Genomic DNA, 13,353 nt, shown 5'->3' with positions numbered 1-13,353 from the left:
AAACCATTAATTGTCGCTGCGGGCAGCGACGGTCAGACGCGCGGTACTGTTGCCCGTGGTTTGTGCGGCCACGTCCACCGGCTCGCCACCGATGCTCAGCTTCACGCCGGGCGCAAAGCCGAGCGTGATCTTGTAGGGCGGCGTGCCGTCGAAATCGCGTTTCTCGCCGGCCTCGTAGATACCGGTCAACAGGCGGGCGCCGTTGGCGTCGCGGATATCCACCCAGGAACGGTCGGTGAAGTTGACCGTCAGGTGATTCGGGTCGACCTGCGGCTCGGCCGGGGCCGCCTGCGCGGCATTATCCGGCGTGTTCGCGTTCGGGTTCAGGCCGAGGGTCTCGTTGACGTTGCGCCCGCCCTGACGCTGACCGGAAACGCTGGCCTGGCCACTGTCGTCACTATCCGCATCATTGCCGGCGACATCGGGCGTCGACGTGCTCGATGCGGCATCCGTACCGGTATCCGCACTGCCACTGCCGGCACTGCTGTCGCTCGACAATACAACGGTATTGTTGCCACTACCCGAATTCTCGTCGGGCAACTGGGCGCTCGGCATGAGCAGGAAGATGGCACCGATGGCCACCAGCAGCACCAGCACGGCAACGATCAGGCCGAGCGAGCGCCAACGCCCCGGGGTCACGTCCTGCGGCACGACGTTCACGAACGTCGGCGCGCCCATCGCGCGCGGCGAGCTCGCGCCACCCGATGCGCCATAGGCCGCCATCAGCCGATCGCTGTCGATACCCAGCACCTTGGCGCACTGGCGATAATAGCCGCGCGCGAAGACCGGCTGCGACAACGCATCAAAATCGTTGTCTTCCAGGGCATGAACGGTCTTGGCCGAGAGCTTGGTCTGAGCGCACAGGTCCTCGACCGAATAATCATTCGCCAGCCGCGCCTCGCGCAGGATCTCGCCCGGCGTCTGGCCGTCGGCCTTGTTCTGGGTCAGATTGGTGCTTTGCAGTTCTTCGTAATCGTCGGAAGAATCGTTCATCGGCGCGATTGCTCCAGTTGACGCAGCGACAGGCTCGCGCTCGGCTCGGCGGCATTATGCCGTTCGAGATACGCGCCGGCGGCATCGCTGTCGTTCAATGCCAGTTCGATACGCGCGCCCAGCAGCAGCTGTTCGGCATCCAGTTTGGCGACCGAATCGGCACGCTCTATGAACGCCCGGGCACGCAGGAAGTCGCCCTGCTCGTATTTGAGCCGGGCCATGTCGGTCAGCGCGGTCAGCTGGCTGTCGTTGGCGGCCAGCGCATCCCGATAATAGCGTTCGGCCACCGCGGGCTGGCCCGCACGATGCAGGCACAGACCGGCATTGGCAAGCGCATCGGCGCTGCCGGCATAGCGCGGATCGTTGGCCGCTCGCTTGAAATATTTGATCGCGCTGTCGGTATCGCCCTGCTTGCACAGGAATACGCCGTAGCTGTTGTAGATCGCCGGGCCCGGCTGCAGATCCAGCGTCTTCTTGTAGAAGCGGCTGGCCTCTTCGGTTTCGCCGAGCCGATCGTTGACGATCGCCATGCCCCAGTTGGCCGAGACATTGTTCCTGTCGTAACCAAGCGCTCGCTTGTAGCGCGACAGCGCCTGCTCATTGTCGTTCTTGCGCAGAAAATCCGCGCCCAGGCTGGCGTTGGCATCCGCCGCCCGGCCCTTGTCGACAACGTTCTCGTGGCCGGCGCAGCCCGCCAGCGCCAGCCCGCACAGCATGACCAGCCAGACACCGGCCCGCGGCACACGCGTCATACCGGCGTGGCCTGTTTGGTCTCGATACGGATCGGCACGTCACGAAAATGGCGTTTCTGACGACTGCGGACACGCCCCACCAGCTGCCCGCAGGCGGCGTCGATATCATCGCCACGGGTACGGCGCACGGTGGTGCGCAGGCCCTTGCGGTGCAGGATGTCCTGGAACGCGCGAATTCGCGCTTCGTCCGGGCGGCTGTATTCGGTGCCGTCGAACGGATTGAACGGAATCAGATTGATCTTGGCCGGCCGGTCGCCCATGAGCCGGACCAGCGCCCGTGCCTGTTCGGGATTGTCGTTGACGCCGTCGAGCATGACGTACTCGTAGACCACGTGCGCACGGCGCTGCTTGCCTTCGACATAACGGTCGCAGGCGGCCATCAGTTCGGCCAGCGGGTACTTGCGGTTGATCGGCACCAGCTCGTCGCGAAGATCGTCGGTGGGGGCATGCAGCGACACCGCAAGCGCGACATCGACTTCCTCGTGCAGGCGATCCATGAACGGCACCAGCCCGGATGTGGACACCGTCACCCGGCGCTTGGACAGGCCGAAGCCGTAGTCGTCGAGCAGGATACGAATCGCGGGCACCACCGCGCGATAGTTGGCCAGCGGCTCGCCCATGCCCATAAACACGATATTCGACAACGCGCGGTTGCCGTGCACCATGCCCTGGGCGCGCAGGTCGTGCTCCGCCATCCAGACCTGACCGATGATCTCGGCGGTGGTCAGATTGCGGTTGAGGCCCTGCTTGCCGGTGGCACAGAAACTGCAGTCCAGCGCGCAGCCGATCTGCGAGGAGATACACAGCGTGGCGCGATCCTCCTCGGGGATATAGACCGCTTCGATGGCGTTGTCCGGATCCATATCCTCGGTGACCGCCAGCAGCCATTTACGGGTGCCGTCGGCGGCTTTCTGTTCGCGAATCTTGGCGGGCGGGCGTATTTCGGCGATTTCGGGCAGACGCTCGCGCAGAACCTTGCTCAGGTCGGTCATCGCCGCGAAATCGGTCACGCCGCGCGCATAGATCCACTGCATGACCTGCTTGGCGCGAAACGCCGACTCGCCATGCGCACGGAAGAAATCGGACATCGCCTGCCGATCGAGGCCGAACAGATTCACCCGCACGGCACTCTTGGCACCGGCGTCTTCACTGCTCATGTTGTCCTGTACATCCGTGCTCATGGCGAACCGAGACAGCCTAGCGGGGGCAGAGGCCGTCTTTGCCGAAGAAGAACTCGATTTCCTGGGCTGCCGTCTCCGGCGCGTCCGAACCGTGCACCGCGTTGGCGTCGATGGATTCGGCGAAATCACCACGGATGGTGCCGGCCTCGGCTTCCTTGGGATTGGTCGCGCCCATCAGGTCGCGGTTGGTGGCGATGGCGTTTTCGCCTTCCAGGCACTGCACCATCACCGGACCGGAGATCATGAAGGAGACGAGATCGTTGAAGAACGGACGCTCGGCGTGCACTGCGTAGAAGCCTTCGGCGTCTGCGCGCGACAGCTGCACCATGCGCGCGCCGATAATGCGCAGATTGGCGTTCTCGAAACGGCGATAGATATCACCGATCACGTTCTTGGCTACGGCGTCCGGTTTGATGATGGACAAGGTGCGCTCAACGGCCATGTTCTCTCCCTGCTGGAAATAATTGACAACGCGCAGCGGGAAAACGCTTACGCGGCGGATAACCTCCCATTGTAGCGCCCCAACCGTCCGGTTGTAAGGCGCGGGAAGCCCGTCGCGCTCAGACCGTGAATGACTCGCCGCAGCCGCAGGCGTTCTTCGCGTGCGGATTATCGAACCGAAACATGCGGTTGAGGCCTTCCGAACGGAAATCCAGGGTGGTGCCGCGCAGCACGTCCATATGCCGGCGATCGATCACGACTTTCGCGCCGTAACCGGTGAATACGTCGTCGTCCGCGCCCACCTCGTCTGCATAGTCCATGGTGTACATGAAGCCACTGCAGCCGGACTTGCGCACGCCGACCCGCAGCCCTATGCCGCTGCCACGCTTGGCCAGCTGCGCCTTGATCCGCTCGGCGGCCGCCTGCGTGACGTTGAGGTCCTCTGATTCAATTGTTGCTTCGTTCATAACGTCATGATCCCAGATTGACCAGCACACTGGCCAATGCATCGATTACGAGCAGGGCGGCATATCGCTCGCCCGGCGCAAGCGCCAGTGCCTGTTCGAAATCCTCTACCATCAGACCACGAGCTGCGTCGATCGTTCGATCGCCCAGCCACTCGCAGGCCCAGTCCGCACAGGCTACCGCAACCGGCGGTCCGAATACCGAAAAAACTGCGCGCCGGATACGCGGCGCATCTCCACGCGTGTCGATCTCGACCCGAAGACGACAGCGCGCATCCGCGCCCGGCGTATCGGCGACACCGTCACCGTGCCATTCAATGATGTCACATTCCGCAAGCGCGTGCCGCGGCGCCAGAAAACGAGGCAGCCAACCAGGCGCATGCGCATCAGTCATGCCGCCGCGGCCAGCGCGCGCAGGCGCGTGACCTCGGCAACGAAGCGCTCCGCGGCGGCGTCGATAACCGCGGCATCGGTATCCGCGCCGAGCGAAAAACGAATGCTCGCGCCGGCCTCGCGCGGGCTGCGGCCCATGGCACGCAGCACATAGGACGACTGGCCCTTGGCGGCACTGCAGGCCGCGCCCGACGACACCGCCAGCGCCGGCGCGCCCTCGGTCAGCCCCAGCAGCAGCGCATCGCCGTGCACCGCCTGCACGCTGACGCTCAGAAAAGCCGCCGCCGTGGTTTGCGGCAACCCGTTGCGGATGACGCCCTCGAGCCTGGCGGCCCGTGCCCAGAGGCGTTCGCGCAAATCGTGCAGACGAGTCTGCTCTACCTCGCGGGTTGCGCTCACATGCACCGCGGCCGCGCCGAAACCGGCGATCTGATGGGTCGCCAGCGTGCCCGAACGATAGCCGCCCTGCTGGCCGCCGCCCTGTATCTGCGCGGCCAGGCCGACACGCGGACGCCGGCGCACATACAACGCGCCGATGCCTTTCGGGCCACCGATCTTGTGGGCCGACATCGACAGCAGCGCGATATTCATGGCCTCGACGTCGATGGCGAGCCGACCGAGGCTCTGGGCTGCGTCCACGTGCAACGCCACGCCGCGCGCCGCGCACAGCGCGCCGATGGCGGCGATATCCTGAATCACGCCGGTTTCGTTGTTGACGTGCATCACCGACACCAGCGCGGTGTCGTCGGCGATCGCCGCGGCCAGTGCATCCAGATCGAGTCGCCCGTCGCCGTCGACGCCGAGACGCGTGACCCGTGCGCCGTGCTTTTCCAGCCATGTCAGCACATCAAGCGTGGCCCGATGCTCGGTCACCACGCTCACGATATGGGGGGCGCCGCCGGCGAACTCGGCCACGCCCTTGAGGGCGAGATTGATCGACTCGGTGGCGCCCGATGTCCACACGATGGATTCGGGCGCCGCGCCGATCAGGGCCGCCAGCGATCGCGCCGCGGCATCGATCTGTGCGGCGGCTACACGCCCAGGCGCGTGACTCGACGCCGGATTGGCCTCGGTCTCGACCAGCGCATGCTGCATGGCTTCGAACACGCCGGGCGCCAGCGGCGCGGTCGCGGCATGATCGAGGTAGAGCGCGGTGGGCGTGGTCATCCGAGCACCGACGCGCTGATATGACCCGGCAGACCCTGAGCGCCGCCGGCCAGCCGGCCGAGCACGAGCAGGAACCGCTGGATTTCGTCCAGAGTGTTGTCCGGCCCCAGACTTACACGGATCGCGCCGCGTGCCGTAGCCGGGTCGATACCCATGGCCAGTAGCACCGGACTCGGCTCGCCGGTGCCCGCCGCACAGGCCGAGCCCGAGGACACGGCGATGTCGTCGCGGTCCAGCAGCATGAGCAGGCCTTCGCCGTCGTAGCCGGGCACCGCGAACTGACAGGTATTGGCCAGCCGGTCGGCGTGGGCCGAAAAACGGATGACGCCGGGCATGCCGTCCAGGCCGGTCTCGAGCTCTTCGCGCAGGCCGCGCATATGGGCGATCTCGGCGTCGCGGTGCGTCATCAGACGCGCGGCGGCGGCGCCGAAGCCGACGATCGCGGCCACGTTGAGCGTACCCGAGCGCAGGCCCTGCTCATGGCCGCCGCCGTGCACGATCGGGTCGATGCCCAACTGCTTGTCGACGACCAGCGCGCCGATGCCTTTCGGGCCCTGGATCTTGTGGCCGGACAGACTCGCGCAGTGCGCGCCGCTGGCCGCGAAATCGAAGCCGTGCTTGCCGATCGCCTGCACGGCGTCGGTATGCAGCGCCGACCCCGCTTCGCGCACGATAGCCGAAATCGCGGGCACGTCCTGCAATACGCCGGTCTCGTTGTTGGCCACCATGATCGACACCAGCGCGACATCACTGCCCGCCAGCCGGGCCCGTAAATCGTCCTTGTCGATACGGCCTTCGCTATCGACCGCCACCCGCTCGATCTGCCAGCCGGCGGCGGCCAGCGCGTCGGCCGCGTCGGTGATGGCCGGATGTTCGATCGGCGAAATCAGCATGCGCCCGGGACGGCGCGCCGCCGCGGCCACGCCCTTGAGAGCCAGATTGTCGGCTTCGGTGCCGCCACCGGTGAAAATCAGCTGTGAGGGATGAGCATTCACCAGCGCGGCGACCTGTTCGCGCGCCGTTTCGACCGCGGCCCGTGCCTCACGGCCGGCGCGGTGCAGCGACGACGCGTTGCCGTGGCGTGATGTCAGCCACGGCCGCATCGCCTCGAACGCATCGGGATGCAGCGGCGTGGTGGCGTTGTGGTCGAAATAGACGGTCATCGCGCGCCTGCGCTCAGACCTCGTCGGTCTGACGCTCGCCCATCTGCTCCGACATGCGCTTGGCCAGCGCTTCCAGCTCGTCCTGGCGGCGCTCCAGCGAGTCGATATGGTCGAGCATGGCGTCGATACCGCGGGCGACCGGATCGGGCATGTCCTGAGACACGCCATACATCGAGAAGCCGATACGATCGGCGGTTTCCTGGCGACGATCCTCCGGGGTGCCGTCCTTGCACTTGACCAGCTTCGCCGGCACGCCGACCGCGGTGCAGCCGGGCGGTACTTCCTTGACCACCACGGCATTGGAGCCGATGCGTGCGCCGGTGCCGACCGTGAACGGGCCCAGCACCTTGGCGCCGGCGCCGACGATGACGTCGTCCTCGAGCGTGGGATGACGCTTGCCGGGATTCCAGCTGGTGCCGCCCAGGGTCACGCCCTGATAGATGGTGCAGTCATCGCCGATGACCGTGGTCTCGCCGATGGTCACACCGAAGCCGTGGTCGATGAAGAAGCGCCGGCCGATGACCGCGCCCGGATGGATCTCGATGCCGGTCAGCCAGCGCGACAGATGCGACACGAAGCGGCCGATCCATTTCAGGCGGTTGGTCCAGCACCAGTGGGCCACGCGGTGCCACCAGAGCGCGTGCAGCCCCGGGTAGGAGAAGATCACTTCCCCGATACTGCGCGCGGCGGGATCGCGCTCGAAAATAGCCTGAATGTCTTCGCGCATGCGAGCTAGCATTGATTGTCTCCCCGGAACAGGGCACGGCGATGGCACCCTTGCCGCACGGCATCGGACCACATCCCGGCACGGCCTGATCGGTAACGATATCGGTAACTATATACGCACTATTTCGGGTCGCGCGCGCCGGGATCAAGTGCCGACGGCGGATTGTCGTCATGTAGCGCCGTATGGGCCTTTCGCAGGGGCCGGCGCCGCGGGTCCAGTGCGCGCAGCATGCCGCGCAGGATATTGAGCTCGATGCGATCGGGCTCGGCGCGGTTGAACAGACGCCGAACCCGGCGCATCAGCACGCCGGGCAGTTCCGGATCGAGAAAGCCGCTGGTGATCAGCACATCGCTCATATGTTGATAGAACCCTTCCATGTCGGCCGACTCGACCGGTTCATGCGCCGGGTTCGGCTCGGGCCGGTCGCCGGCCGCCATGCGCAGTTCGTAGCACACCACCTGCACCGCGGCGGCCAGATTGAGCGAGCGATAGTCCGGATTGGTCGGCACTTGAAGATGCAGCTGGCACAGATCGAGCTCGGCATTCTCGAGCCCGCTGCGTTCACGCCCGAACACCAGTGCGACCTGATGGTCGGCCGCCAGCGAGATCGCGCGGCGCGCGGCGGTGCGCGCATCCACCAGCGGCCAACTGGTACTGCGCCGGCGCGCGCTCGCGCCGATCGCCAGCACACAGTCGCCGATCGCCTGATCGAGCGTGTCGTAGATACGGGCGGCGGCCAGCACGTCGTCGGCGCCGGATGCCCTCGATATCGCCTCGGGATCGGGAAAACGCTCGGGCGCCACCAGCGCCAGATCGTGCAGACCCATGACCTTCATCGCCCGCGCCGCGGCGCCGATATTGCCCGGATGCTGTGCGCCCACCAGCACGATCCGCAGCCGCGAGAGCCGTGCGCCATCGAATGCCGCTGGTGTTGCCGGGGTGGTTTCGTCGTCTTGCTGTGCCATCTGCTGTAATGCCATCTTCGTCCATCGCGCGCAAATGGTACGCTAGCCGGCTTTTCGCGGCTGTCCGGTGTGATTCACAGCCGCGGCCGAACCCCGAGCAGGATCCGCCGATGCAACCCTTGACCAATATCGCCGTCACCGCAGCCCGCCGTGCCGGGGACGTGATTCTGTCGTATTACCGACGCGGCGAGACCGGCGAAGTCACCGCCAAGCGCGGTCGCAACGACTTCGTCACCGAAGCCGATCAGCGCGCGGAAAAAACGATCATCGACACGATCACCCGGGTCTACCCGGACCACGCGTTCATGGCCGAGGAATCCGGCGAACAGGGGGATTCGGACACGATCTGGATCATCGACCCGATCGACGGCACCGCCAACTTCATGCGCGGCATCCCGCATTTCAGCGTGTCGATCGCCTGCCAGATCAACGGCGTGATCGAACACGCGGTGATCTACGACCCGGTGAAGGATGAGTTGTTCACTGCCGACCGCAATGCCGGCACATCGCTCGACGGGCGCCGTATCCGGGTATCGCGCACCGTGCATATGCGCCAGGCCCTGCTCGCCACCGGCTTCGCCTATCGCAAGAACGGCGATGTCGCCACCCACATGCCGGTGTTCAACCGCCTGTTGTCGGCCAGTGGTGATATCCGCCGTGCCGGCTCGGCCGCGCTGGATCTGGCCTATGTCGCCGCCGGACGCCTGGACGGCTTCTGGGAAATGGGTCTCGCGCCCTGGGACATGGCGGCCGGCATTCTCATGGTGCGGGCCGCCGGCGGCATCGCCGGCGACACCGGCGACGGCGACCCGATGAAGACCGGCAACATCCTGGCCGCCAATCCCAAGCTCTACCCGCAGCTGCTGGACAAGATCGTCAAGACCCCGTCGCGTAGCTGAAGCCGCGGATCGGGCTCTGGCGATTCGGCGACGGCTGCGGCATCCTCGAACCCTGTCTCATGCACGATAGGCGCCGCTCATGCGCTTCGGCTTTCTGGTATTCGATGATCTCGAAGAACTCGACCTGCTCGGCCCCTGGGAGCTGATTGGCGTCTGGGCGACGCAGTTCGGTGGCCCCGAACACTGCCTGCTGGTCGGCGAACACGATCGCCCGGTGCGCTGTGCCAAAGGCTTGATGCTTCGGCCCGATGCCACGTTCGACAGCTGCGCCGCGCTCGACTATCTGCTGATTCCGGGTGGGCGCGGTACCCGGCGCGAAGTAGACAATCCTCGCCTCATCGACTTCGTCACGACACAGGCGCGCCAATGCCAAGCCGTGCTCTCCGTGTGCACCGGATCGTTTGTGCTGCATCGCGCCGGATTGCTCTCCGGCCGACCCGCCACTACCCACTGGGCGTCGCTGGATCGACTGCGTGCCCTGGGTGACGTGGACGTCGTCGAACAACGCTACACCCACAGCGACACGATCTGGACATCGGCCGGCATCTCCGCCGGCATGGACATGACGCTGGCGTTCATCGCCGCTACCGCAGGCGCCGAGACCGCGGGCGAAGTTCAGCGGTGGGCGGAATATTATCCGGACGGCGTGCGCCATGGCAGCGCGCATACAGCGCCCGGGCTACCCGCGTATATCAACGAAGCCCCCGAGTAATAGCCAAAGCGAAGCGAGCAAAACGGGCGCCGCCCGTCCCCGCCCCGATGTCGGGGGACTAGCGGGTAACGCGCGCGGCCTTCTCGGCGTCTTCTTCCTTGGGCGGAAACAGATCGTGGCTCGTGATCTTCAGGCGTAGCGCCAGCGCGCTGGCCACGAAGATCGACGAATAGGTACCCACCAGGATGCCGATGAGCAGCGCGGTGGCGAAACCGTGGATGATCTCGCCGCCGAGGAAGAACAGCGCCAGCAGAGTGAGAATCGTAGTGCCCGAGGTCATGATCGTGCGCGCCAGCGTCTGGTTGATGGACGCATTGACGACCTCGTCAGGCGTGGCCTTGCGCATGCGCCGGAAGTTCTCGCGGATACGGTCATAGACCACGATCGTGTCGTTGAGCGAGTAGCCGATCACCGCCAGCAGCGCGGCCAGCACGGTGAGGTCGAAATCCAGGTGGAACAGCGAGAACACGCCCAGCGTGATCAGCACGTCATGCACGAGCGCGGCCACAGCACCCGCGGCCAGCTTCCAGTGAAAGCGCACGATCACGTAGATCAGGATCGCGATCACGGTATACAGCAGCGCCAGCCCGCCCTTGTTCACCAGTTCGTTGCCGACCTGCGGCCCCACGAACTCGACCCGGCGCAACTCGGCTTTGCTGTTCTGTGCGGAGAGCGCGTTCATCACCTTGGTGCTCACCTCGGAGCTTTCCGCGCCCTGCTCGCTCGCCATGCGGATCATCACCGCATCCGCGCTGCCGAAATGCTGAACGGTCGCATCGGGATAACCGCCGTCGGCCAGTGCCTCGCGCACGCTCTGCAGTTCGACCGCGTCGGGATAGCCGACCTCGACGACAACGCCGCCGGTGAAATCGATGCCGAACGTGAGCTTGTCGAAACCCAGGGAAACGAATGTGACCACGATCAGGAACGCCGACAGCATGATGGCGTACTTGCCATAGCCGACGAAGTCGATCGTGGTGTTGGGCTTGATCAGACGCATGACGGGCGGCCTATTGCAACGAATTTGACGTGATCGGAGAGGGCAACATGCCGGCTAGTGCCCTGTAATGTAAGTTCGCAAACATGAATTTCGAGTGATTTTTCGTGTCAGGCAAGGCGCGGCAACGAGTCATGGCCAGTGCCATGGCGAGGCGGCGCAACGCCGCATCGCGCGAAAAAGCGCCGACATTGTGTAGCGTATTTGCCTTACAGGACACTAGATCGACAGGCTGTTGAGTCGACGCTTGCGACCGTAGACCAGATTGGCGATGGCGCGGGTGCCCACGATCGCGGTGAACATGGACGTGATGATGCCCAGCGACAGCGTGATCGCGAAGCCCTTGATCGGGCCGGTACCGAAGCCGAACAGCACGACGGCGGCGATCAGGGTGGTGATGTTGGCGTCGGCAATCGAGGAGAATGCCTTGTCGTAGCCGGACTTGATCGCCGACTGTGGCGTGTTGCCGGCGTCCAGTTCCTCACGTATTCGCTCGAAGATCAGCACGTTGGCGTCCACCGCCATGCCGATGGTGAGCACGATACCGGCAATGCCGGGCAGTGTGAGCGTGGCCTGCAGCAGCGACAGCAGCGCCACGATCAGAACCAGGTTCATGAACAGCGCGGCGTTGGCGAACAGCCCGAAGCCGCGGTAGTAGACGACCATGAAGACGACGACGAGCAGAAAGCCCACGATCACGGCCAGACGGCCCTGGGCGATGTTGTCGGCACCCAGGCTCGGGCCGATGGTGCGTTCCTCGACGATGTTCACGGGGGCGGCCAGCGCGCCGGCGCGCAGCAGCAGGGCCAGATCGTGCGCTTCGCCGCGCTCCAGGCCCGTGGTCTGGAAACGCTTGCCGAAGGCGCTGCGGATCGAGGCCACGCTGATCACCTGCTCGACCTTCTTGCGGGTGCGCACTTCCTTGCCGTCGACATAGCTGGTGTCGACCTTGTTCTCGATGAACAGCACGGCCATGGGATCACCCACATGTGCCGAGGTCACGTCGAACATCTTGCTGGCCGCCTGACCGTCGAGGGTGACGAACACCGCCGGGCTGCCGCTTTGCTGATCGAAGCCGGACGAGGCATCCACCAGCTGGTCGCCGGAGGCGATGACGTCCTGATCGAGCAGGATCGGCTGGCCGTCGCGGGTCTCGTAGAGTTCGGTGCCGGCCGGCACGTTGCCGCTGCGCTTGGCGGCCTGGGCATCCTTGCCCTGGGCGACAAGCCGGTATTCCAGGGTCGCCGTCTTGCCGAGCAGACGCTTGGCCTCGGCAGTGTCCTGCACGCCCGGCAGCTCGACCACGATGCGTGAATCACCCTGGCGCTGGACCAGCGGCTCGGCCACGCCCAGTTCGTTGACACGATTGCGCAGCGTGGTGAGGTTCTGCTGCAGCGCGAAATCGGTAATCCGCTTGGCTTCGGTTTCCGTGAGCGTCGCCAGCAGCGTGTTCTGGGCGTTGGGCGCGGCCTTGAACTGCAGCACGCTGAACTCGCTGCCCAGCGCGCTCTGCGCCTCGTCCATCACCTGTTCGTTCGGAAAGACCAGGCGCACGGCGTCGCCTTCGCGTGAGGCGCGACTGTAGCGCAGCGACTGTTCACGCAGAAAACGCGGGATATCGCGGGCATAGCGGTCGTAGGTCTCGTTGAAGACCGTTTCCATGTCCACTTCCAGCAGGAAGTGCACACCACCACGCAGATCCAGGCCCAGCGCCATGGGCTCGGCACCCACAGACCGCAGCCAGTCCGGGGTGCTGGGGGCGAGGTTCAGAGCGACGGTGAAGTCATCGCCGAGCTGGCGCTTGAGCACGCCGGCGGCCTTGAGCTGTGTTTCCGCGCCGTCGTAGAGCGCGAGCAATCGACCGTCCTCGAGCGTGACCTCGATGGGCGAGACGTCGGCGTCGTCGAGCGTTCGCTGTACACGTTGAACCAGGGCCGGCGTGGCCGCATCCCCGCTTGCCTGGGATACCTGAACCGCCGGCTTCTCGCCGTAGAGGTTCGGCAAGGCGTACAGCACACCCACCGCCAGCACGGCCAGCAGCAACAGGTATTTCCACAGCGGATAGCGGTTCATAGCGGCCCGGTCAACGATCTGGGGCCTGTCGTGCGCGGCAGCGCCGCGACGACATGGCCCGTTAAATTACAGCGATTCCAGAGTGCCCTTGGGGACAACGCTGGTTACGGCGTTCTTCTGGATACGGATTTCGACACCGTCGGCGACTTCCACGACCAGGAAATTCTCGCCGACCTGACGAATCTTGCCGGCCAGCCCGCCCGAAGTGACGATTTCGCTGCCCTTGTCCAGGCTTTCCAGCAGCTTCTTGTGCTCTTTCGCGCGCTTCATCTGCGGACGAATGATCATGAAATACATGAACACGAAAAACAGACCGACCATGATCAGCGTCGGCATGATGCCGCCACCGGCACCCGCGCCGCCCTGCGCAAAGGCCGGGGAAATCAGAAAATCCATAGCTTGCCCTCTGAAGAAGTGTGTGCCATC

15 protein-coding genes are annotated in these 13,353 nt (G+C 65.2%); 2 read left to right on the top strand and 13 right to left on the bottom strand.

Translation table 11 applies throughout. The annotated features are described in order from the left end of the window. Positions 1-6 precede the first annotated feature (6 nt). From ACFOSU_RS20770 to ACFOSU_RS20725, 10 genes are all read right to left on the bottom strand, one after another. Positions 7-993 (bottom strand): helix-turn-helix domain-containing protein, encoded by a 987-nt coding sequence (locus tag ACFOSU_RS20770; protein ID WP_380691953.1) that lies wholly within the window; start codon positions 991-993, stop codon positions 7-9. Beyond that, positions 990-1,745 carry a type IV pilus biogenesis/stability protein PilW gene (pilW, locus tag ACFOSU_RS20765; RefSeq protein WP_380691952.1) on the bottom strand — a complete coding sequence of 252 codons (756 nt, stop codon included), beginning with the start codon at positions 1,743-1,745 and terminating at the stop codon, positions 990-992. Before pilW ends, ACFOSU_RS20770 begins: the two co-directional genes overlap by 4 nt. Then, positions 1,742-2,902: a 23S rRNA (adenine(2503)-C(2))-methyltransferase RlmN gene (gene rlmN / locus ACFOSU_RS20760; protein ID WP_380691991.1), complete on the bottom strand. Its 1,161-nt coding sequence runs from the start codon at positions 2,900-2,902 to the stop codon at positions 1,742-1,744. Before rlmN ends, pilW begins: the two co-directional genes overlap by 4 nt. Before the next feature lie 40 nt (positions 2,903-2,942). After that, positions 2,943-3,368, bottom strand: a complete 426-nt coding sequence (ndk, locus tag ACFOSU_RS20755) for a nucleoside-diphosphate kinase (protein WP_380691950.1) — start codon at positions 3,366-3,368, stop codon at positions 2,943-2,945. Positions 3,369-3,486: 118 nt separating this feature from the next. After that, the gene (locus ACFOSU_RS20750) at positions 3,487-3,834 is read right to left on the bottom strand and encodes a HesB/IscA family protein (protein ID WP_380691949.1); all 348 of its coding nucleotides are present in this window, start codon (positions 3,832-3,834) and stop codon (positions 3,487-3,489) included. 4 nt (positions 3,835-3,838) lie between these two features. After that, positions 3,839-4,225, bottom strand: coding sequence for an iron-sulfur cluster assembly scaffold protein (locus ACFOSU_RS20745; RefSeq protein ID WP_380691948.1), 387 nt, complete (start codon positions 4,223-4,225; stop codon positions 3,839-3,841). Further along, a complete protein-coding gene (locus tag ACFOSU_RS20740; RefSeq protein WP_380691946.1) occupies positions 4,222-5,391 on the bottom strand; it encodes a cysteine desulfurase family protein in 1,170 nt (389 codons plus the stop codon). The genes ACFOSU_RS20745 and ACFOSU_RS20740 overlap by 4 nt, the downstream gene beginning before the upstream one ends. Further along, positions 5,388-6,554 carry a cysteine desulfurase family protein gene (locus ACFOSU_RS20735; protein WP_380691945.1) on the bottom strand — a complete coding sequence of 389 codons (1,167 nt, stop codon included), beginning with the start codon at positions 6,552-6,554 and terminating at the stop codon, positions 5,388-5,390. Before ACFOSU_RS20735 ends, ACFOSU_RS20740 begins: the two co-directional genes overlap by 4 nt. A gap of 13 nt (positions 6,555-6,567) precedes the next feature. Next, complete coding sequence (gene cysE / locus ACFOSU_RS20730; protein ID WP_380691944.1) at positions 6,568-7,293, bottom strand: serine O-acetyltransferase; 726 nt, start codon at positions 7,291-7,293, stop codon at positions 6,568-6,570. A gap of 107 nt (positions 7,294-7,400) precedes the next feature. Continuing rightward, complete coding sequence (locus tag ACFOSU_RS20725) at positions 7,401-8,246, bottom strand: RNA methyltransferase (protein ID WP_380691989.1); 846 nt, start codon at positions 8,244-8,246, stop codon at positions 7,401-7,403. Positions 8,247-8,356: 110 nt separating this feature from the next. Between ACFOSU_RS20725 and ACFOSU_RS20720 the strand changes: the two genes are divergently transcribed. Beyond that, positions 8,357-9,145 (top strand): inositol monophosphatase family protein, encoded by a 789-nt coding sequence (locus ACFOSU_RS20720; RefSeq protein WP_380691942.1) that lies wholly within the window; start codon positions 8,357-8,359, stop codon positions 9,143-9,145. A gap of 79 nt (positions 9,146-9,224) precedes the next feature. Further along, complete coding sequence (locus ACFOSU_RS20715; protein ID WP_380691941.1) at positions 9,225-9,857, top strand: DJ-1/PfpI family protein; 633 nt, start codon at positions 9,225-9,227, stop codon at positions 9,855-9,857. 58 nt (positions 9,858-9,915) lie between these two features. Here the strand turns inward: ACFOSU_RS20715 and secF are convergent, their stop codons facing one another. The 3 genes from secF to yajC all read right to left on the bottom strand — a co-directional run bounded on the left by secF (position 9,916) and on the right by yajC (position 13,323). Next, on the bottom strand, positions 9,916-10,857 hold the full coding sequence (gene secF / locus ACFOSU_RS20710; RefSeq protein WP_380691939.1) for a protein translocase subunit SecF: 942 nt from the start codon (positions 10,855-10,857) through the stop codon (positions 9,916-9,918). Positions 10,858-11,073: 216 nt separating this feature from the next. Beyond that, positions 11,074-12,927 carry a protein translocase subunit SecD gene (secD, locus tag ACFOSU_RS20705; protein WP_380691937.1) on the bottom strand — a complete coding sequence of 618 codons (1,854 nt, stop codon included), beginning with the start codon at positions 12,925-12,927 and terminating at the stop codon, positions 11,074-11,076. 66 nt (positions 12,928-12,993) lie between these two features. Further along, the gene (gene yajC / locus ACFOSU_RS20700) at positions 12,994-13,323 is read right to left on the bottom strand and encodes a preprotein translocase subunit YajC (protein WP_380691936.1); all 330 of its coding nucleotides are present in this window, start codon (positions 13,321-13,323) and stop codon (positions 12,994-12,996) included. Between the last annotated feature and the right edge of the window lie 30 nt (positions 13,324-13,353).

This window comes from Salinisphaera aquimarina (genome assembly GCF_042643355.1).
GTDB lineage: Bacteria > Pseudomonadota > Gammaproteobacteria > Nevskiales > Salinisphaeraceae > Salinisphaera > Salinisphaera aquimarina.
The sequence above is the reverse complement of the archived record's forward strand: the minus strand, read 5'-3'. Positions and strand labels throughout refer to the sequence as shown.

Bases quoted from the DNA above. Each gene is read 5' to 3' on its own strand.
- ACFOSU_RS20770 (WP_380691953.1), bottom strand. From the start codon at position 993: ATGAACGATTCTTCCGACGATTACGAAGAACTGCAAAGCACCAATCTG.
- pilW (WP_380691952.1), bottom strand. From the start codon at position 1,745: ATGACGCGTGTGCCGCGGGCCGGTGTCTGGCTGGTCATGCTGTGCGGG.
- rlmN (WP_380691991.1), bottom strand. From the start codon at position 2,902: ATGAGCAGTGAAGACGCCGGTGCCAAGAGTGCCGTGCGGGTGAATCTG.
- ndk (WP_380691950.1), bottom strand. From the start codon at position 3,368: ATGGCCGTTGAGCGCACCTTGTCCATCATCAAACCGGACGCCGTAGCC.
- ACFOSU_RS20750 (WP_380691949.1), bottom strand. From the start codon at position 3,834: ATGAACGAAGCAACAATTGAATCAGAGGACCTCAACGTCACGCAGGCG.
- ACFOSU_RS20745 (WP_380691948.1), bottom strand. From the start codon at position 4,225: ATGACTGATGCGCATGCGCCTGGTTGGCTGCCTCGTTTTCTGGCGCCG.
- ACFOSU_RS20740 (WP_380691946.1), bottom strand. From the start codon at position 5,391: ATGACCACGCCCACCGCGCTCTACCTCGATCATGCCGCGACCGCGCCG.
- ACFOSU_RS20735 (WP_380691945.1), bottom strand. From the start codon at position 6,554: ATGACCGTCTATTTCGACCACAACGCCACCACGCCGCTGCATCCCGAT.
- cysE (WP_380691944.1), bottom strand. From the start codon at position 7,293: ATGCTAGCTCGCATGCGCGAAGACATTCAGGCTATTTTCGAGCGCGAT.
- ACFOSU_RS20725 (WP_380691989.1), bottom strand. From the start codon at position 8,246: ATGGCACAGCAAGACGACGAAACCACCCCGGCAACACCAGCGGCATTC.
- ACFOSU_RS20720 (WP_380691942.1), top strand. From the start codon at position 8,357: ATGCAACCCTTGACCAATATCGCCGTCACCGCAGCCCGCCGTGCCGGG.
- ACFOSU_RS20715 (WP_380691941.1), top strand. From the start codon at position 9,225: ATGCGCTTCGGCTTTCTGGTATTCGATGATCTCGAAGAACTCGACCTG.
- secF (WP_380691939.1), bottom strand. From the start codon at position 10,857: ATGCGTCTGATCAAGCCCAACACCACGATCGACTTCGTCGGCTATGGC.
- secD (WP_380691937.1), bottom strand. From the start codon at position 12,927: ATGAACCGCTATCCGCTGTGGAAATACCTGTTGCTGCTGGCCGTGCTG.
- yajC (WP_380691936.1), bottom strand. From the start codon at position 13,323: ATGGATTTTCTGATTTCCCCGGCCTTTGCGCAGGGCGGCGCGGGTGCC.